The organism is Nocardia sp. NPDC004860 (assembly GCF_040609015.1).
Lineage (GTDB): Bacteria > Actinomycetota > Actinomycetes > Mycobacteriales > Mycobacteriaceae > Nocardia.
Genome location: NZ_JBEXJI010000024.1, coordinates 19,614 through 39,094, shown reverse-complemented (window position 1 = coordinate 39,094; position 19,481 = coordinate 19,614). Strand labels below are relative to the sequence as shown.

19 protein-coding genes are annotated in these 19,481 nt (G+C 66.1%); 12 read left to right on the top strand and 7 right to left on the bottom strand.

The window, feature by feature from the left end; all coding sequences use genetic code 11:
* Nucleotides 1-4: 4 nt before the first annotated feature.
* From ABZV44_RS32990 to ABZV44_RS32955, 8 genes are all read left to right on the top strand, one after another.
* Nucleotides 5-250, top strand: coding sequence for a hypothetical protein (locus ABZV44_RS32990; RefSeq protein ID WP_354845282.1), 246 nt, complete (start codon nt 5-7; stop codon nt 248-250).
* Nucleotides 247-1,482 (top strand): alpha/beta hydrolase, encoded by a 1,236-nt coding sequence (locus tag ABZV44_RS32985; protein WP_354845006.1) that lies wholly within the window; start codon nt 247-249, stop codon nt 1,480-1,482. The genes ABZV44_RS32990 and ABZV44_RS32985 overlap by 4 nt, the downstream gene beginning before the upstream one ends.
* 194 nt (nt 1,483-1,676) lie before the next feature.
* The gene (locus tag ABZV44_RS32980) at nt 1,677-2,930 is read left to right on the top strand and encodes a CaiB/BaiF CoA-transferase family protein (RefSeq protein ID WP_354845004.1); all 1,254 of its coding nucleotides are present in this window, start codon (nt 1,677-1,679) and stop codon (nt 2,928-2,930) included.
* Nucleotides 2,927-3,883: a hydroxymethylglutaryl-CoA lyase gene (locus tag ABZV44_RS32975; RefSeq protein WP_354845001.1), complete on the top strand. Its 957-nt coding sequence runs from the start codon at nt 2,927-2,929 to the stop codon at nt 3,881-3,883. Before ABZV44_RS32980 ends, ABZV44_RS32975 begins: the two co-directional genes overlap by 4 nt.
* A 101-nt stretch (nt 3,884-3,984) precedes the next feature.
* Entirely contained in the window at nt 3,985-4,539 is a 555-nt protein-coding gene (locus tag ABZV44_RS32970; protein ID WP_354844998.1) for a gamma carbonic anhydrase family protein, read from the top strand.
* A gap of 414 nt (nt 4,540-4,953) precedes the next feature.
* Entirely contained in the window at nt 4,954-6,927 is a 1,974-nt protein-coding gene (locus ABZV44_RS32965; protein WP_354844995.1) for an aconitate hydratase, read from the top strand.
* 127 nt (nt 6,928-7,054) lie between these two features.
* On the top strand, nt 7,055-7,285 hold the full coding sequence (locus ABZV44_RS32960) for a hypothetical protein (RefSeq protein WP_354844993.1): 231 nt from the start codon (nt 7,055-7,057) through the stop codon (nt 7,283-7,285).
* A gap of 266 nt (nt 7,286-7,551) precedes the next feature.
* Nucleotides 7,552-8,226 (top strand): helix-turn-helix domain-containing protein, encoded by a 675-nt coding sequence (locus tag ABZV44_RS32955; RefSeq protein ID WP_354844990.1) that lies wholly within the window; start codon nt 7,552-7,554, stop codon nt 8,224-8,226.
* Nucleotides 8,227-8,475: 249 nt separating this feature from the next.
* On the opposite strand, the gene mftE is transcribed toward ABZV44_RS32955, so the two are convergent.
* The 7 genes from mftE to mftA are packed head-to-tail and all read right to left on the bottom strand — an operon-like array spanning nt 8,476 to nt 14,059.
* A complete protein-coding gene (gene mftE / locus ABZV44_RS32950) occupies nt 8,476-9,147 on the bottom strand; it encodes a mycofactocin biosynthesis peptidyl-dipeptidase MftE (RefSeq protein ID WP_354844987.1) in 672 nt (223 codons plus the stop codon).
* A gap of 11 nt (nt 9,148-9,158) precedes the next feature.
* Nucleotides 9,159-10,496 (bottom strand): mycofactocin biosynthesis glycosyltransferase MftF, encoded by a 1,338-nt coding sequence (gene mftF / locus ABZV44_RS32945; protein ID WP_354844985.1) that lies wholly within the window; start codon nt 10,494-10,496, stop codon nt 9,159-9,161.
* Nucleotides 10,493-11,281, bottom strand: coding sequence for a mycofactocin-coupled SDR family oxidoreductase (locus ABZV44_RS32940; protein WP_354844983.1), 789 nt, complete (start codon nt 11,279-11,281; stop codon nt 10,493-10,495). Before ABZV44_RS32940 ends, mftF begins: the two co-directional genes overlap by 4 nt.
* On the bottom strand, nt 11,281-12,453 hold the full coding sequence (gene mftD / locus ABZV44_RS32935; protein ID WP_354844980.1) for a pre-mycofactocin synthase MftD: 1,173 nt from the start codon (nt 12,451-12,453) through the stop codon (nt 11,281-11,283). Before mftD ends, ABZV44_RS32940 begins: the two co-directional genes overlap by 1 nt.
* A 28-nt stretch (nt 12,454-12,481) precedes the next feature.
* Entirely contained in the window at nt 12,482-13,663 is a 1,182-nt protein-coding gene (mftC, locus tag ABZV44_RS32930) for a mycofactocin radical SAM maturase (protein WP_354844977.1), read from the bottom strand.
* Nucleotides 13,660-13,959 (bottom strand): mycofactocin biosynthesis chaperone MftB, encoded by a 300-nt coding sequence (gene mftB, locus ABZV44_RS32925; RefSeq protein WP_354844975.1) that lies wholly within the window; start codon nt 13,957-13,959, stop codon nt 13,660-13,662. The genes mftC and mftB overlap by 4 nt, the downstream gene beginning before the upstream one ends.
* The gene (gene mftA, locus ABZV44_RS32920) at nt 13,949-14,059 is read right to left on the bottom strand and encodes a mycofactocin precursor MftA (RefSeq protein WP_354844972.1); all 111 of its coding nucleotides are present in this window, start codon (nt 14,057-14,059) and stop codon (nt 13,949-13,951) included. The genes mftB and mftA overlap by 11 nt, the downstream gene beginning before the upstream one ends.
* A 66-nt stretch (nt 14,060-14,125) precedes the next feature.
* On the opposite strand from mftA, the gene mftR reads away from it, so the two are divergent.
* The 4 genes from mftR to ABZV44_RS32900 all read left to right on the top strand — a co-directional run bounded on the left by mftR (nt 14,126) and on the right by ABZV44_RS32900 (nt 19,056).
* Nucleotides 14,126-14,761, top strand: a complete 636-nt coding sequence (gene mftR / locus ABZV44_RS32915; RefSeq protein WP_354844970.1) for a mycofactocin system transcriptional regulator — start codon at nt 14,126-14,128, stop codon at nt 14,759-14,761.
* Nucleotides 14,762-14,907: 146 nt separating this feature from the next.
* Nucleotides 14,908-15,135 (top strand): hypothetical protein, encoded by a 228-nt coding sequence (locus ABZV44_RS32910; protein WP_354844967.1) that lies wholly within the window; start codon nt 14,908-14,910, stop codon nt 15,133-15,135.
* 496 nt (nt 15,136-15,631) lie between these two features.
* Nucleotides 15,632-18,142: a hypothetical protein gene (locus ABZV44_RS32905; RefSeq protein ID WP_354844964.1), complete on the top strand. Its 2,511-nt coding sequence runs from the start codon at nt 15,632-15,634 to the stop codon at nt 18,140-18,142.
* A 2-nt stretch (nt 18,143-18,144) separates the two neighbouring features.
* Complete coding sequence (locus ABZV44_RS32900; RefSeq protein WP_354844961.1) at nt 18,145-19,056, top strand: hypothetical protein; 912 nt, start codon at nt 18,145-18,147, stop codon at nt 19,054-19,056.
* The last annotated feature ends 425 nt before the right edge of the window (nt 19,057-19,481 follow it).

Genomic DNA, 19,481 nt, shown 5'->3' with positions numbered 1-19,481 from the left:
GGAACTGAACCGTCTCTATATCCTCGACGTTCCGGAGAACGACTCGATCATCGATGTCGCGCGCTCGATTCCGGGCGCGGACGTTGTCGAGGTGGGGCCGTACTTTGCGGTATCGTCGGCGAACCCGATCGTCGTAGACCGCCGGGCCACTGGCGTACGGCATGCGGTCTGGTATAGCTGGGTGGCCGGACTCGACGGCTGGCGCATATCCCAGTGGAACAAGGACGCACTGAAGGTGGTCGACCGGTGAGCGGGTCGGCCAAGGGGCTGGGTGCTGGTCGGCATATCGAGTCCGAGACGATGCCCGAGTACGTGACTACCGAGGTGCACCACCTGACCACCGCCGACGGTGCCAAGGTATCTGGCGTGCTGCGTACGCCGCTGGCCGCACGGACCGTCGTGACACTTATGCATCCCCGTGCTGACGTCACCGATCACGGGATGGTGGCGCGGTTGCTGCGTTCGGGATACGCGGTGTGGACGCAGGGTTCCCGATCGCCGAACAACGATCTCAACCTGCTGCACGAGCGGGCCATCATCGACTTCGCCGCGGGCCAGGCCTTCCTGCGGCAGGCAAGGTTCACTCATGTAGTCGCGCTCGGTCATTCGGGCGGTGGCCCGCTCGCCGCCTTCTATTGCCAGCAGGCGGCACTGTCGCCCGGGGAACGGATCGACCGCACTCCTTCGGGACGGCCAGTCGCGCTCGCCGAGACTGAGATGCCGCTGCCCGACGGAGTCGCGTTCGTCGCACCGCATCCGGGGCAGGGCGAGATCTTGTTGCGGATGATCGATCCGTCCGTGGTGGACGAGCGCGATCCGATGTCCGTCGACCACGCGCTCGATCCGTTCGCGTCGGGGAATGGCTTCCGCGATGCCCCCGAGCCGACCACCTACACCGAGGAATTCGTCGCCCGCTACCGGGCCGCACAGGCCGAGCGAATCGCCCGCATTGACGCTCGTGCCGCGGACCTGGCGTCGACGTCGGCTGCCGCCAACTCCGCTTTCAAGGAAAGTAGTCAGTTGAGTGATCGGCGGCGGGCGATCGCACCCGGCTTGATCACGGTGTACCGCACCGACGCCGATCTTCGGAACATCGACCTCTCCCTGGATCCCAGCAAGCGTCCGTATGGGTCGGTTTTCGGCCGCCGTCCCGACCTCACCGACTACGGCCTGGTCGGCTTCGGCCGACTCTCCACGGCCGAGGCTTGGATGTCGACCTGGAGTGCCAATACGAGCAACGCGGGCTTCCTGCGCTGTGCCCCGGGTGTGACTGTGCCGACGCTGCTTGTCGAGTTCACCGGTGACCAGGCATCCTTCCCGTCGGACGTCGCGGCTTTCTCGGATGCTCTCGGAGCCGCAGACCTGACGGTCGAGGCCGTGGACGGAACGCACTTCGGCGGCCCGCTCGAACGGGGCGGAGTCAACGGATATGACAATGCCATGGCAGTCCTCGACCCCTGGCTGGCCGAGAGGTACCGATAACGACATTCGTCGAGACCCTGTTGATGGGTTTGATGTCGACAGCGGCAGGGCGGTGGATGCTCGAACAACCCATTGACGGGCTCTCGTACGGATACGAGCACATTCGACTCGCCAAGCTGATCCGTTTCGGTGACGCCGTGTCGGTCTTTTACGCATCGCTCTCGCGGCAACATCCGACCATCTGAAGGATCACCATGTTCTCCGACAACACCATTCGGCCACTCGAAGGGATTCGGGTACTTGAGTTGGGTAACTACATCGCTGCTCCGACGGCGGGCCGGATGCTCGCCGACTTCGGGGCCGAGGTCATCAAGGTGGAGCGCCCGAAAACAGGCGACGAGCTGCGTAACTGGCGGCTCTACTCCGGCGCCACCTCGATGCTCTACCGCACGATAAACCGCAATAAGAAGTCGATCGTGCTGGACCTGCGCACCGAGGAGGGCCGCCAGCTAACCCTCGACCTCGCCGCCAAGTGCGACATCCTGCTGGAGAACTTCCGGCCCGGCACGCTGGAGAAGTGGGGCATCGGACCGGACGCGTTGAATGCGGCGAATCCGGACCTGGTGATCACCCGTATCTCCGCGTTCGGGCAGACCGGGCCGATGTCGCAGCGCCCGGGGTTCGCCGCGGTCGCGGAAGCTGCCGGCGGACTCCGTGAACTCGTCGGCGACCCGGACCGGCCACCGGTGCGGGTGGGAGTGTCGATCGGCGACTCGATCGCTGGCCTCTACGCGGCCTTCGGGGCGGTGATGGCCCTGTTCCAACGCGAAGCTGCAAAGGTCGCCGGAACACAGGGCCCCTCCCTACCGCACCGGATCATCGACGTCGCACTCAACGAATCGATCCTGTCGATGATGGAGTCACTGATCCCCGACTACCTCGCGTACGGAATCAAACGCGAACGCGTCGGCGGGAGGATGGAGGGCATCGCCCCGTCGAACGCATACACCTGCAGTGACGGCAACAGCATCATCATCGCCGGCAACGGCGACGCCATTTTCCGCCGCTACATGGACACCATCGGTCGCGCCGACCTCGGGGCCGACCCCGACCTGTCCACCAACGCCGGACGGTGGGCGCGCCGCGACGAACTCGACACCGCGATCGGTCAGTGGACCATCCGGTACTCACGCGAGGAGGCGCTGAAGATCCTGGACGCGGCCGGCGTGCCCTCGGGGCCGATCAACACCGCCGCCGACATCTGCGCCGACGAACAATACGTGGCGCGCAACATGATCCAGCAGTTCACCGTCGACATCGGTCAGGCCGAACCGAAGCAGGTCGGGTTCCCAGGGATCGTCCCGGTGATCGGTGGACAGTCGCTGCCCATCCGCTCCATTGGACCCGATCTCGGCGAGCACACCCGGGAGGTCCTCGAAACGTTGCTCGGCAAGACCCCGGAACAGATCGACGCCATCGTCAATGACACCGCGGGCAGCAACTCATGACTCAGTCCTTCGAATCACGCACCCTGCTCCGCGACGTCACCCTACGCGACGGATTGCAGTTGACAGGCAAGATGCTGCCCACCGCCCGGAAACTTGAGATCGCCCGGCGACTCCTCGAACTCGGCGTGCCCGCACTGGAGATCGGATCCATGGCCCGCCCTGACCTCGTCCCACCGATGGCGAACACCGTCGAGGTGATCTCCGAGCTGACCCCCGAAGAACTCGACCACTGCTGGGTGTGGGTGGCGACGCCGCGGCACGTGGAGAAGGCCGCCGCTGTCGGCGCGCGCCATTTCCAGTACTGCTTCTCGGCTTCCGATTCGCACAACCAGGCGAACATTGGACGTTCCACCGAAGACAGCCTCGCCGCGATGCCGGCCGCGATCGAACTTGCTCAAGAGATCGGCGGCAGCATCCAGCTGTGCATCGCGACGTCGTTCACCTGCCCGTTCGAGGGCCGGGTGCCGGAGCAGCGGGTGATCGACATCGCCAACGATCCGCGCGCCCACGGTGCCGTAGACGTCGTCGTCTGCGACACCCTCGGCCAGGCTGTCCCCTCCGAGGTCTACTCACTCATCTCCCGAGTGCGGCTCGAAACCCCGCAGCGGGGCATCGTCTACCACGGTCACGACACCTGGGGACTGGGGATTGCAAATAGTCTCGCCGCGGTCGCAGCAGGTGCGATGACCGTCGACGCCGCTCTCGGCGGACTGGGCGGCTGCCCGTTCGCACCCGGCGCCAGCGGCAACACCGCCAGCGAGGACCTGCTGTTCGCCACCCGCCCCGACTGGCTGAAACCCACCACGTTCGGCTCCCTCGTGGAACTGTCCGAGAAGACGCTCGCCGAACTCGGTGAAGTCAACCGGTCCAAGGCCGCCCAGGGTGCACGCTCCAATGCCGCCGCGTTCGAGTGGGTCATCGGCGGCGGTCAAGAGCGAGACAAATGTTCTTGATAACCGGCACCTGTCTCGCTGACCGGCCTCTGAGGCCGCGTGGCCGATCCCGACAACTGGCTCAAGCATCGGAATCGCTTTAGCGAAAGGAACTAGGAGCGATGACCATCTACCCTCTCGGTGACAAGGTTCCCGACATTCATCCCACCGCCTTCGTTCATCCCGATGCGGTCGTCATCGGTGCGGTGAGCATTAGCGAGCATGCGTCGATCTGGCCGACTGCCGTGCTGCGTGCGGACTTCGGCCGAATCAGCATCGGTGCACGAACCTCCATTCAGGACGGCACGGTGTTGCACACCTCCGAACAGTGGCCGACTGTTATCGGTGCCGACTGCGTTGTCGGGCACAACGCGCATCTCGAGGGCGCCACCATCGGAGCGGGGTCATTGATCGGTTCCATGTCCACCTGCCTTCATGCTGTCGTGGTCGGGAAGTCCTGTCTCGTAGGTGCCGGCACCCTCTTGACCGAAGGCACCCACGTGCCCGAAGGAACCCGAGCGCTCGGTTTCCCTGCCAAGATCTTCCGGCCACATCGAAACCGTGTGGAGTTCGAGACCGCACATCACAGCGGCGTCGCCAAATACGTCGAAAACGCGGCCCGATATTCCGCAGAGCTCGGCCGGAAACGAGATACCGATGCCGTAGTAGTTCTGTGAGTTGGTGGCTGGTCACGCGCTCGATGGCCATGACGCATGACTACCCGCCTTCTAGGGTCGTCTGGTGCGGCGGTGCACTATGACGGGCAGCTGTAGTGCCAGTAGTCGTCGCCTCTGTCGTCCTCGCGACCCTTCGCTTCGTCATACCCGGGCGGCAACAGGGCAACGAAACGACTCCGCGGTAGGTTGTCGGCTCCCCGCTCCTATAGGGCGGCAGCGCAATTCGCCCCAAGGGGCTGAATCGTCATGGCCAGACTCGGTGTCAAAACCATGCTCCCGAGCAGGCGAGGCGCGGGATCCGAATCGATTCGCATCCAGACGGGGTTGGTTTCACGCGCACTGATGCTCCTCCAACGATAATTTCGCGGCCCCTGCTGCTCACCTCCCCTCCGAACCAGCGAAAGCAATCCTGCCATGGCCGACACACTTACATACAAGATCCTGCGCCGACACCTAATCGCCGGCGAGCTCACCCCAGGCACGGACATCACCGTGCGCCCCGACCAGATCCTCATCGAGGACGCCACCGGCACCATGGCGGCGATGCAGTTCGAAGAACTCGCCATAGACTCCATCCAGGTACCGCTCGCGGTGATGTACGTCGATCACAACGTCCTGCAGATCGACGACAAGAACATGCAGGATCACCGCTACCTGCGCACCTTCTGCGAGAAGTACGGGGTGCGGTACTCCCCAGCCGGGCACGGGATCTCGCATTACATTCACCTCGAACGATTCACCAAACCGGGTGAGCTCGTACTCGGCGCGGATTCCCACACCTCCACCGCCGGGGCGGCCGGCATGTTCGCAACAGGCGCTGGCGGTCTCGAGGTCGCCGTCGCGATGGGTGGCTATGGGTTCGACTTCCCCTGCCCACGGGTGATCGGCGTCGAACTGGTCGGCGGACTGCGCAACGCTGTCGAACCGAAGGACATCGTCCTGGAAATCCTGCGCCGCTACGGTGTCCGTGGTGGCCGGGGCGCCGTATTCGAGTTCTACGGCCCTGCCCTCACTCACTTGTCAACGTCCGGACGCGCAACCATCGCGAATATGATCATCGAGACCGGTGCCACCACCGCAGTCTTCGCCTCTGATGATCAAACCCGTCAGTGGCTGACTCAGCAGGGCCGCGAAGAGGACTTCGAACCGCTGATCGCCGACGACGGCGCCGTATACGACGAGACCATCAAGATCGACCTGTCCGAACTTGTCCCACTCGTCGCGGTCCCCCACTCACCGGGCAACGTACTGCCCGTCGCCGAACTCCCCGACACCCCGATCTCACAGATCTGTGTCGGCTCGTCAGTCAACAGCTCCTACGAGGACCTCGCCACGGTCGCCGCCGCTCTGCGCGGACGCACCGTGCATCCTCGGGTCGCGATGACGGTGACCCCCGGATCCAGGCAGATCCTGCGCACCATCATCGAATCCGGGGTCTATCAGGATCTGATGCAGGCTGGGGCGCGCATGCTTGAACCCGTGTGCGGGCCGTGCGTGGGAATCGGGCAAGCCCCGTTGCAGGGCGCTGCCTCTCTACGGACGTTCAACCGCAACTTCCCCGGGCGCAGCGGCACCGCCGAGGATCAGGTCTATCTGTGCAGCCCTTCCACCGCGGCAGCATCCGCATTGACCGGTCGAATCACAGACCCCTCGAGCCGGCCGGCGGTTGAGATCCGAGCCAGCCACGCCCCCGACACCGGCATGCACGACACGCTGATCAGCGACCGGCTTCCCGACGATGTCCGCGCTGGCATCGTCGTGGAACGAGGACCCAACCTGGTCTCCCCTCCAGTGCCCGAACCGGTGTCGGACAAACTGCAGGCTCGCGTGCTGATCACTGTCGGAGACGACATCTCCACCGGTGACATGGCCCCGGACGGCGCGATCGCGATGTCGGTATGGTCCAACATCGCCCTGTGCGCGAGATTCATGTTCGCCCGCCACGACCCGAACTTTCACGACCGGGCCCAGCAATGGGGTGGTGGGGTGATCGTGGCCGGTGACAACTACGGCCAAGGGTCCTCCCGGGAACACGCCGCCCTGATCCCGGTCTACCTCGGTGTCCGGGTCATCGCCGCCAAGAGCTACGCCCGCATTCACCGGCGAAACCTCATCGCCGCTGGCATCGCCCCGCTCGTCCTGCCCACCGACGCACCGTCCTTCGACGTCGGCCAGCACTGGAGCATCGTTGGCCTGCGGCAGGCGCTGCTCGACGGGGACAAGACAATCACTGTCGAGGTCTCCGACCATGTCGAGCCGATCGTGTTGACGATCGATCTTACCGACGGGGAACGGAAGGTCCTCGCCGCCGGTGGCCTGCTCGCCCACATCCGGAACGGTGGCCGGGCGAAATCAGCCAGCAAGCACGCGACAACAATCCTGGTCTGAATAGACGCCTCACATGCTTCGAGGAAAAGAAGAAGTTGACCGGCCCGAAGGGTGGTTAAAGCGAGCGACGCGGTCGAGTGCCACACGTGCGCGGGAGCGATGCAGCTGACAAGATGATCGGACAAAGATGACTAGTATCGAGAACGACATACTCAAATTTGCAGTTAAGTGGGCGCCATACGGAGGCGGACACGAACACATTCTGCCTACGTTTGGATTGACGATCGATGAGTTCTACCGACGCCTGCACACCCTTTTGGACTCGATTGCAGGACGCTCGATCGACGCTGTGGCACACCAAAAACTCCGGGAACAATGCCTGCGGGCCAAGGTGCAATATCGGCCAGGTCGTTGGTGACGATGGGATCGCTTCTGTGGGTGAGAGGGTGAATCCAGGTGTGGGAGTGACAGGGTGGTGGTCGTAAAACCATCACACCAGTGTCACTTCACACGAGGGTGTGTCAACTGGGATACACCGAGCCGCCACTTATACGCGACAATAATGCAGACTCACAGGCTAGTTCGTCAATGATGACGAATGGCAGTTTAAAAGTGACACCAGGTGGATAGTCGGCCCGTTGACCATGCGTTCTGCTACGTGGTCTGAGATAAGAATCCTACACAATGACCGAATGTGAACCGCCCATCGAAACCCGTCGTATGCGAGCGGACGCCATGCGAAATCAGGCGAGGATACTGGCCGCCGCCGAGCGACTCTTTGCCGAGCGCGGAGTCGATGTAACACTCGATGACGTAGCGCACGCGGCGGGGGTCGGCGTGGGCACTGTGTACCGGCGGTTCGCGAACAAATCCGAGCTGGTTGCCGAGATTCTGGATCGATACGTTACCCAGCTCGAGGCGAATGCGGTTGAGGCCGTGCGCGACCCTGACCCCTGGTCGGGGCTTACCAAGCTGCTGGAGCGGAGTTGTGAACATGTGGCCGGCAATCGTGGAGTGGCGATCGCCATGACCGAGCTGGCTGACGGAACTACGTTCTTCGATCGGTTCGAGGCGGCGGTTTCGCCCGCTGTGGAAGATTTACTCCACCGTGCCCGGGTCAACGGCGAGGTTCGGGCGGATGTAGCACCGTCCGATTTCTTCGCGGTGATCTCGATGGTGCACGCCGTCGCAGCGTTTGCCGACTCGGTGCGGCCGGAGATCTCGCACCGGTATCTGGCGCTGCTGCTGGACGGTATGCGGCCTGCGGAGACACGCTTGCCCTCACCTGCGCTCACCATGGACGAGGTACGCGCCGCTCGGGCCGCTTTGGTGGCGATTAGGCGTCGTGTTCGTCAATAATGACGGGCTGGGCCAAATCGCAGTCGCCGACATCCGCCGTTTGCCGGCCCGCACCCTCACCCATGTGCTGGCCGGAACCCACTGGCGCCGCCATCACCAAACACATGCAAGACAGCTCTGCTACGAGCGAAAATGCCAGCCGCACAACGAAATGCAATTGTCGTGCCAGGACAAGAGGGTGATCAGGGCAATTGAATTCGGCGCACTCTGCGTGCTGTGCTGTGCGCCGAATGCGATTGTCCCTCTGGGCTATTCGAGGAAGAGCGGAATGCGGTCGGCTACACTGTCGACCAGTGCCTCTGTCCACCGCGCCAGCAGCTCGTGCCCAGCCGTGTGGTCGGCTGTGGTGGGGTCGCCAAGGACTCCGTTGGCGCTGACCGCCGCGACGCCGTACTGCCGCAGGATCGGCATGATCTCGGCGAGCGGGCGGGTGTCGCCTGGCTGCGCGGATTCCATTGCGACGCTGTCGCTGTCGATCGCCAACATGACCGAGGTTTCAATGTGTCCTGCATGGCTGTCGGTGCTGTATCCGGTCGGCGACCATATGAGCGGCCTGCGGCCTTCGGCGGTCAGCGTCTTCTCGATCGTGTGCAGGGTGGCGAGATTGCCGCCGTGCCCGTTCACGAGGACGACACCGGCGAAGGCGTCTGCGGAGCGGACGAGTTCGAGCAGGAGGAGTTCGAGGGCCCGGTGGCCGATGGACAGCGTGCCCGGGAAGCTGGCGTGTTCGCCGCTCGCGCCGTAGGGGATCGGAGGCGCGACAACAATATCGGGCCGTCGGGTGGCGAGTCTGCGGCACAGTTCGGCGGCGATGGTTGTGTCGGTGTCGAGGGGCAGATGCGGGCCGTGTTGTTCGGTGGCGCCCAGCGGGATGGCGAGCACGGTCCGGTGGATGCGGTCGCTGAGCGGGGGGAAACGCATGTCGCCGAGATTCATTGCTGTGCACTCGATTCCGGCTGTCCGAGGGTGGGCAGGAGCGGTTCGCCGGTGCGGTGGCGCAGGCACCCGGCCCACACACCGAGACCATAGGTCGCGTCGTCGAGTGCGCGCAGAGCCGTCCAACGCAGGCCCCGGCCCCGCAGCAATGCGGGAATCGCGACCCGGGCGAACGAGATCAGCGCTAGGGCGCGAGTTCGCCTGTGGCACAGTCCCGGCAGCCACCATATGGTCCGGAACGCCACGCCCACTTGCTCGATGAGCCGCAGCTGAGCAGTCGCCGAAAGCGCCCCCGCGGTGCGGAGCGGAATGCCGAGTCGTCGCAGTCGCATCGTCGAGTGTCCGGCTGCGACGATACCGATCACAGCGGCCAGCCCGGGCCGCCCGGCGGCGGTCAGGGCGCACTGGGCGGCGAAATAGCGCGGAGTGCGGATGGCGGCCAGCAGACGCGGATGCCTTTCGGCGAGCGGAGCCGCCGAGGTGCCGTAGTCGAAGCGCTGTCGCAGCCAGGCGCCCAGGGTCTGCCGCGGCTCGTGGTAGACGGTCGAATCGGGTTGGTAGCGAACGGTGTATCCAGCATCGGCCAGCCGCCACACGAGGTCGACGTCCTCGCCGAAACGGAGTGTCTCATCGAATCCGCCGATGGCCGTCAGTGCGGAGCGGCGGACCACCAGGGCCGCGCTGGGCACGTATCGGACGTGGCCGTCGGGCCGGACCACGGCGGGGTCGGTGCCCATGTCCAGGCTGGATCGGTTCGCTTCGTAGGGTCCGACGACGCCGTTGTTCCCGGAGACGATTCGTGGCGCCACCGCGGCGACGGCCGGGTCGTCGAACAGCGGGAGGAGATGCTCCAGCCAGTCGTGGCAGGGCTCGGTATCGGAGTCGAGAAAAGCGATCAAGTCGGTGTCGGCGAGCCGCCATCCGGAATTGCGGGCGGCTGCCGGTCCACATGAATTGTCGTGGCGCACAGCGGCTGCCGGTATCGGCGGCACGGACCCGTCGTCGACGATGATGCGGGCGGCGATCTGCGCTGTGTGTGGCAGCAGGCGGTCGATGCCGCGATGGTTGTCCTTTACTGGAACGACGATCGTCACGTCGTCCGGCGTGCAAGTGCTGGTCGAGCTCGCCGGATGGGCGATCCCGGTGCCGACGAGCCGTCGCAGGAACGCCTGATCGGTGGCATGGCCGCCGACGGGTGCGCCCGCGGCCCACTGGTCGACGCGGCGTGCCCCGGCTTCGCTCAGTTTCAACACCCGCATCGGCGCACCGCCGAGAACGATTCGCCCGCCGTCGAATCGGCGCACCCGGCGGTCGAGGCGGATCCGGGTGGTCACCGCTGGAATCCGCCGTCGGCGTGCACGACGCTGCCGGTGAGGACGGCGGTTTCGGGCCGGCACAGCCAGGTGATCACGTTCGCGACCTCCTCGGGTTCCAGGATGCGGTTCAGCAGTTGATGCTTCGCGAACTCGTCGGCGTCGGCGAGGTCGTAGAGGCGGGCGGTCTCGGTCAGCAGCGCGGTCCGCGTGGAGCCGGGGGAGACGGCGGTGGCCGTGATCCCGGTGCCGCGCAGATCATGGGCGAGTCCCGTAATGAGCCCGACCACAGCGTGTTTGGCGGCGTTGTAGCCGGACAGGCGCCACATGCCGTGATGGGCGGCGGCGGAGGCCACGCCGAGGAAGCGGCCGGTGCGGGGCGCCGGCCGGTCGAGCATGAGCGGAATGGCCGCGCGGGCCAGGTTGGCCATGCCGTGCACGCCGATGTCGAACATCGGCTGCCAGTCCGCGCTGGTGGTCTCCCACAGCGGCCGCCCGCCGGTCATGACGGCCGCGGCCGCCACCGCCGCATCCAGCCGGCCGAACCGATCACTGGCGAGTTCGACTGCGGCGCAGAGTTGTTCGGCATCCCGGACATCGCAGACGACATCCAGGACCGCGCCGTCGTGGGGTTCGGCGACCGCTCGCAACTGTTCCCGGGCGCCCAGGGGATATCCGAGCCCGGGGTCGTCACCGCAGATGTCGATGGCGACGACCCGCCAGCCCTCGCCCGCCAGTTGGTGGACGGTCGCCGCACCGATCCCGCGTGCCGCGCCGGTGACCACCGCAACCGGTCCGCCCTCCACTACATGCCCCGCGTGAAACCGTCGGGCATCAGCACATCCTCGCGGGTGACGTCGTGGATCGACGCGCGTCCCAGGCCGTACAGGGTGGAGTCGATGCCCTGGCGGAGCACTTCGAGGACGTTGTGCACCCCGTGCGCGCCGGCGGCGGCCATGCCCCACAGGTACGGCCGGCCGATCATGACGGCCCGCGCGCCCAGCGCCACCGCCTTGACCACGTCGCTGCCGCGCCGGACGCCGCCGTCGAGGAGGATCTCGATCTGGTCGCCCACGGTGTCCGCGACGCTGGGCAGCATGCGGATCGCGGCGGGCGTGGTGTCGAGATTGTTGCCGCCGTGGTTCGACACCGAGATGGCCGTGGCCCCGATATCGATGGCGCGCTTGGCGTCATCGGGCCGGCCGACGCCCTTGATGAGGAAGGGCCCGTCCCACAGCTGCCGCATCCAGGCCAGGTCGTCCCAGGTCGGCGGTGGGGTGCCCATCCATTCGCCGTAGGCGCCGAAGAAGGTCGGGCCCTGCTCGCCGCGCGGCACCAGGTTGGGCGTGGTCAGATCGGGCAGTTTTCCGGATCGGCCGAAGCGCAGCAGCCAGCCCGGCCGGGCCAGCACCTGCGGCGCGAAACTGGCCGCGGTCTTGAGGTCGATGCGTTCGGGCAGCGCGGGGCTGCCCCAGTCGCGGGCCGTGGCGAAAACCCAGTCCAGGGTGACGATCAGGCCCTTGGCCCCGGCCTCGCGGGCCCGGTCCATCTTGGCGACCATGGTGTCTTTGCTGCCCAGCCAATAGATCTGGAAGAACGTCTTGTCGTTGGCGGCGACGACCTCTTCGATGGGCTTCGAGCCGAACGAGGACAGGCCCAGCGCGGTCCCGGACTGCGCGGCGCCGCGCGCGACGCCGACCTCGCCCTCGGGGTCGACCGCCTGCACACCGGTGGGCGAGCAGATCACCGGCAGCGAAATCTCCTGTCCCAGCACAGTGGTGGCGAGGTCGCGGGTGGCGGGCAGGTCGGCGATGTGCGGGCGGAACCCGAGTTCGCCGAAGGCGGCGACATTGTCGCTCAGCGTCGTGCCCGCCTCGGACCCGGCCAGCAATGCCAGGTACACCGACTTGGGGACACGTTTCTCGGCGCGTCGCTGGGCCTCGGCGACGGATTCGAACCAGTCGCGGGTGCTTGCCATGAGAATCCTTGTCCAGCAGTAGAAATGGTCAGCGGAGGCCGGCGAGGGGGCTGGTGTCACAGGCCCGATCGGGTGCGGCCGTGCCGCCGTGGGGCCCGGGCATACCCAGCACCACCGGTCGGCGCAGGCCGGTGTGGGAGTGGTCCTTGTCCGGCTGGGGTCGTGTTCCGACCGCGGCGAGCGCGAGTTCGGAACCGCCGCGCACGCATTCGGGATCGGGTCCGTCCAGCGGCAGCCCGGTGAAGAACTTCGCGGCCATGCAGCCGCCCCGGCACGAGTCGTAGGCCGAACAGGAGGCGCAGGCGCCGCCGGTCTGCGGCTGTCGCAGCTCGGTGAACAGTTCCGAAGTGCGCCAGACGTTTTCGAAGCCGCCGACGTCGCGGACATTGCCGGCCAGGAATTCGTCGTGGATGGCGAACGGGCAGGCGTAGACGTCGCCGACCGGGTCGACGAGGCAGACCACCCGGCCCGCGCCGCACAGATTCAGCCCGGGCAGCGGGGTGGAGCCGAGGGCGTTGAGATGGAAGAAGGAGTCGCCGGTGAGCACGCCGTCGCCGTGGTCCACCAGCCAGTCGTAGATCTGCCGCTGCTGCTCGATCCGCGGGTGCAGGTCGTGCCAGACATCGGCGCCCCGGCCGGACGGCCGCAGCCGGGTGATGCGCAGCTGCGCGCCGAATCGGTCGGCGATGGCCTTGAATTCGTCGAGCTGGCCCACATTGTGGCGGGTCATCACGACCGAGATCTTGAAATTCTCGAAGCCCGCCTCGGCGAGATTCTCCATGGCGCGCTGGGCGGTCGCGAAGGATCCGGGACCGCGGACCGCGTCGTTGATCTCGGCGGTGGCGCCGTCGATGGAGATCTGCACGTCGACGTAGTCGGTCTTCGCGAGCTGCCGTGCCCGCTGGGGTGTGAGCCGAATTCCGTTGGTGGAGAACTTGACTCCGACGTGATGGTCCACCGCGTAGTCCAGCAGGTCCCAGAAGTCGCCACGGATGGTCGGCTCGCCGCCGCCGATGTTCACGTAGAAGACCTGCATGCGCTCGAGTTCGTCGACGAACGCCATGCATTCCGCGGTCGAGAGCTCGCGGGGATCGCGGCGGCCCGACGAGGACAGGCAGTGCTCGCATGCCAGGTTGCACGCATAGGTCAGTTCCCAGGTCAGGCAGATCGGCGCGTCCAGGCCGCGGGTGAAATGGTCGACCAGTTTCATCGGTGGTCCTGTTCGTCGGTCGCGGTCCGGGGCGTGATGGTGCCCGCCTTGAGCAGTGTCGCCAGTGCCCGGAAATAACTGCGGTGTTCGCCGGTCGGGATCCCGGCGGCCGCCACCGCGGCGGTCGCGTCCCGGTGAGCGCCGAGTCCGCGGACCACGGTCACCAGTTGCGGTGTCTTCAGAAACGACAGGCGGCGGGTGGTGAAGTCGTAGACCAGTGCCCCGAACGGTTCCGGCCGCAGCGAAACCGACGGTGCCAGGGCGTAAGCCCCGGCCGGGTCGAAGTCAGTAGACACCGCACATGCCGTCGATCGAGACGTCCTCGACGAGGAGTTCGTCCTCGATCAGCGCGGCGTCGTCGGCGACTACTGTCTGGCTGGTGATGGATTCCGACATGGCTGCTCCTGCGATGAATCGGGTGGAGGGAGTGTGAGACGCAGCATAATGTCATCGGGTGACAAAATGGAAGGGTCCGGCGGCGGGAAATCCGCGGCCGCGAGCGGACGCGCAGGTCGCAAACCCTCCACCAGCGCAGTCGAATTGGAGCGCGTGGCCTTCGAGCTCTTCGAACGCCACGGCTTCGAGGCGACGACCGTGGAGGACATCGCCGCCGAGGTCGGGGTCAGCAAGCGGACATTCTTCCGCTACTTCGAATCCAAGAACGACGTGGTCTGGGGCAACTTCACCGAGCAGTTGCAGGGCATGCGCGAGCTGTTCGCGCAGTGCCCGCCGGACCAGCCCGTCATCGACGCGGTGCGCACCGTGGTGATCGAGTTCAACCGCTTCGATCAGGCCCACGTGCCGTGGCACCGCAAGCGGATGGAACTGATCCTGAAAGTTCCCGTCCTGCAAGCACATTCCACACTGCGCTACCGGGACTGGCGTGCCGTGGTCGCGGAATTCGTGGCCGCCCGTCTGGGCGGGTCGGTGACCGACCTGCTCCCGCAGACGGTAGCGCACTGTGCGCTCGGCGCCGCCGTGGCAGGGTACGAGCACTGGCTGGCCCGACCCGAATTGGATCTGGCCAAGGTTCTGGACCGCACCATGCGGTGCCTGGACACCGCGTTCACCGGTGACCTCCTGCCGCATCGACGGTGAGATGACCACTTCCGCGTACGGATGAAATCGGTGTTGGCCGTCCGCGCGTTCAACAACGCGGTGGCCCGCCGGGCGCACGTAGCCGGTTGTGTCCTGCACAGCGACCGCGGATCGCTTGCGACCCGGCGTCCGAATGATGAATCGTAGTGCCGGCCAACGGGTGTCCTTCACGAGCACGAATCAATTCGAACCTGAACCAGGCGTCCAGCCCGCTCGGCTACAACGCCACCGGCCCGCTGCCGGCCACGGGTTCTATCGGCGACACAGGATCGATGCAATCGGATGCCTTGACCGGCTACATCTCCGGCCGAGTGACCGCCAAGGACCCCAACGGTTGGCTGTCGCTGTCCGGCGGGAAAACCAACGATGCGTAGCGGGCGTGGAATCGCCGGGGACCGCGGCTGCGTCGTGTGCCTGCTGAACCAGCATGCGAGCGGTGCCGATGATCCGGTCGCCGAGTGTGTCGGGCATCGGTAGACGAGGCCGTGCGGGATGGCCGCATCGCGCCCGGGTGAGGGTGAGCGCTGCAGGTTGGGGGCAGGGCGATGCTCTCGGCGAGGCGATGCGCGGCCCCTGGCCGTCTGCGTGTTTTCCCGGTGAGTGTCACCACGTCGCGGGGCGTGTCTGGCGGGAGACGTCGCGGATGGTTGAATCGGGCGGGTCGCCTGGCGGAATCGGATCGGCCTGTGAGGTGAAAGTGCTTACCCGGAAAGGGTGTCGGTGAATCTAGCCAGTCGTGCTCTGGGGTGGCGGGCACGCACGATGTCGACAGCGAGATACTGGCGGACGCGCCGTCGTGTGTTGGTTGGGCGTAGCGCGGTTTCGTTGCTCGCGGCCCGGGCGGGGTCGCTCGCTCGGGAGTCGAGGTCGATGTCGTGGACGGCCCTCGGGCTGCTGGGGCGGGTTGTCGTCGCCACGATCGTGGCGGTGGTCCTGGTCTCGGCGAGTCAACGCTTCGGGACTGCGCTGAAAGACGTTGTTGCGGAATGGGAATGGCTTCCCTGGTGGCTGTCGTCGGCGGCGCGTTGGTGTGGCGGGCTTCCGCCGGCGACGTTGAACGTTCAGGGCATCGTCGCTGCCGCGCTTGCTGTGACCGGCACGTTGGCCGGCGTCTATTTCGCGACGGTCGCGTTCGTGGTGTCGACAGCCTACAAGGACACCACCGCGCTGGTGCGGGCGTTGGTCACCCGGCTGCCCGGCGGCCGGGTGTACGCGCGAGTGTATGTGCAGGCGGTGTTGTCGGGGCTGATCGTGTTGATGATGCCGACCGTCGGCCGTCAGCCCAATCACCTGGTGCTGGTGATCGTGGCGTTGCTGGGCGGGTTCGTGGTGCTGTCGTTCGGGCGGCTGCGTACCCAGCTCTACGACCTGCTCGAGCCACGACGGCTGCTGCCGATCGTAGGTGAAGACCTGGCGCGTTCGACGACGCCGGTTTCGCGGTCGGCGAGCGGCGAGCCTGATACGCAGATCCTGCTGCGGCGCAATCGGACTCTGGCATCGCTGCAGACGTTGAGCGATATCTGCGCACTGATCCGCAGCCGCGAAAAAGACATCACCAACGTCGCCGCCGAATATGCCGCCGCCGATCCCCGATCCAGGACCGCCGCGCAGTACCTGAGCAGACAATGGCTGGCCTACGGGCACAGAAAGCGGGACCTGCTCGCGGCCCCCGGCTGGTGCGTTTCCTCCCTCGAGCACAAAGACTGGCTGCTGGCCGATACGCTGGAGATCGGCGTGGCGTTGTCGACCTCCACGACCTTGCCCGCCACCCCCACCGAGGACCCGCTGTGGGTCGAACGACGACTCGCGGCGATCGTGGGGGAGTTGCTCAGCGGTCGCAAGATCGCCGAACTCGCGTCGCTGCTCGACGCACTCGACGACCCCGTGCGGGAATTGACCCGGCGTGGCCTGTTCGCCGAGGCACGCCTGTGGATGGCGACCGTGGCCGCGCCGGTGATGGCGGAGGTGGAGCGCGCGCTACCGGTCACAGCGTCACCGGCGACGGTCGCGACCGCCGCCGCCACGGGCAAGCAGCCCAGTGCACCGGCCACCGGCACCGAACTAGCGCTGGCGGACTTGGTCGACTTCGTCATGCACGCCCACATTCAAGCACTGTTGGGATTCTACGATCACGTCGCGGCGCTGACCGACGGCTTCCCGCGCTGGACCCTGCACCAGGCCGCAGGGCAACGCGCGCGAAACCTGGGACCGGTGTCGTCACGGTCGAGCCGTCAGATCCAGGACGCCCTGGCCTTCGAAGCATCCGTCGAGGGCCGCCGGATCACCTCCGACACCAACATCGCACAGCTGATGGCCCGCGCGATCGCCACCGAAATCATCGACGAGGCCACACAATTGATGGCCGTCTTCGACGAGGATCTGTGGCCGTGGGTGCGCCGCGTCGGAGATTCGCCCACGCCCGCAGCATGTGCGGCCCTCAGCCGCATGGACGAGGCAACCGCCAAATGGCAACACCCGCTGGCAGCGATGGCGGAGCTGTTCACCCGATGCGAGGCCGCACACCGAGAGACCGATGACGCATGGCCCGATCTCGGGTTGGACGATCTGCATCGTCGACGGCAACTGCTGCATGACGGGTTGCGCACACCGATCGCAGTGCTGGCTGCCCGGACGGATGCCCGCATGCGCAGCGACCGACCCGACATGTTCGGGTGGGCGTTTCAGCGCAGTTACCAAGACCTGTTCGACGACGTCGTCTCCGACCGGGCCGTTGTCGACCTCGACCGGCGGCTGCTGGCACTGTTCGTGGCCACCGACAGTGCCCGTGCGCGCCTGCAATCCAGCGTGCGCCGCCACCACCCCAGCGTTTTGGCCGCCGTGTGGTCCGAGCCGCTGTCGATGCTGCTGCAGTTGTCCGGCGCCGCGATGACGATCGGACTCGTCGACGAACACGACCAGCTCCGCCTCGCGGGATTCGACACCGCATGGGAGCGTGTGCTCGACGCCGACGCTCAACACATCCTCGACCTCTGCCTGGAGACGATCGTGCACAACCAACGCGTGCTCGCGATGTCGCCGGGCTTGCTCGCGCAGACCACCCGCCACCGTCGAGTCGTCGAAGCACTGCAAGCCAGGGGATTTCGGAGCGAGGGTCTCGATCTCGGCGAACCCGACTCACTCGGTGGAGTATCCAACCCGCGGCTGGCGCTCATCCGGAGCCGGCTGCAGATCGCGCAATTGAGTGAATTGTTCGTCGCCGCATGGGTGCTGCCCCAGGCCACACAGCGCGGCGCCGTCCCCGTGCTCGACCACGTCGGGTCCCGGCTGGCGACGCTCATCGCTGCCTTCGGTGCGCTGGACACAACACAATCCACCCATCACGGCGCGGCAGGTGCCGCCGACCCCGTCGGCGAGCAGTGATCATGTCAGCGCTCCGGTCCCGGGTTTCGCTGCACCCGTACGCATTCGACGGCTCGGCGCCACCCGGCCATGGCGGCTTGTACTGCTCGATGCTGCTCGACGACTTCGACCACCAGCAGTACGCGTTCGAGATCGGCCTCGACTACGGCGAACACGACCCCGCGCGCGGTGCGGCGGTCGTCGCCGGCTTGCTCGACGAACTCGGTTTCGGCAGCGAGGACCCGGCCAGGCTGTTCGTGCGATTGGTGACCGCCGTCGGGCACGACCACCTGATGTACGGGCGCAGCATGTTCGAGCTGTACACCGACGACCAGGACCCGATGCCGGGCGCCCGCCTGGGGGTGCTGCCCGGTTGGTCGCTGCAGCGGCGCATATGGGGTACCTTCCAGAACACGCAGACCGCAGGCGAGCAGGCGCGGCGCAAGATCCCCGCCGACGTGCTGGTGACCTTCGAACTTCCGGTGCAGCTGCGGCGTGACCTGCACCGCACCTGGCAATGCCTGACAGCGCTCCGACCCTCCCATACGGCGTTGACACCGGTCACGGCCGACCTTGCGCGCAGCAGCTACGACCGGGCCGCTCACCGCCGCAGCCTCGATGCAATGGCCGCGCGCGCAACGAGATCCATCGGCTGGGACGGCCGAGAGCTGTTCCTGCCACAGGCCACCAGCAGCTACCGCATATACCGGCGGCTGCGATTCTTACGCACCTGGCTGGCCGTGGCGGACTCGGTGTTGGCAACCCTCAATCAGGTCTGCGCACATCCCGAAGTGTGCGCCGATGTCCCGCTGACGATCAGTGTCAGTGGCCTGCCCACGATTGAGGACATCGACGGCTACATGGCCGCAGTCGCCGACGGGAGCCAGTCACTCGACAGCATCGTCGAGACTGTGTTCGACTCCAGATCAGCCTGACCGGCGCGGTGCTGTGTTTGGGTAGCGCGATCGCGACATCGCACTCGCCGATGGCGGAGTCGCCACGAAAATCCGTGCGCCACGACAATGCTCATGATCCACGAGCCGCAATGATCGTCGACGGCGAACTGATCGGCACCGCACACAGAACGCTGACTGTTTCGAAGCGGTGGGTCGCCCACACGTATCGAGTGCCCGCTCAAGCGCCAGGGTGCGGCGTCGATCTGTCGCAGCGAAAAGCCCTGCCGGGCGAGTAGCGGAACACTCTGTGACTGAGGTTCCCCGGCAGGGCTTCTCGGGGTAATCGGCCTCGATCGCATCGTGTTGGTTGACTTGATCAAGTCCGATGGTGGACCTTACCGGATCGACCCGCTGATCTGGTCTATTGAGTTGCGGTGGGGGAAGTGGACGCCAATGACGCTCGT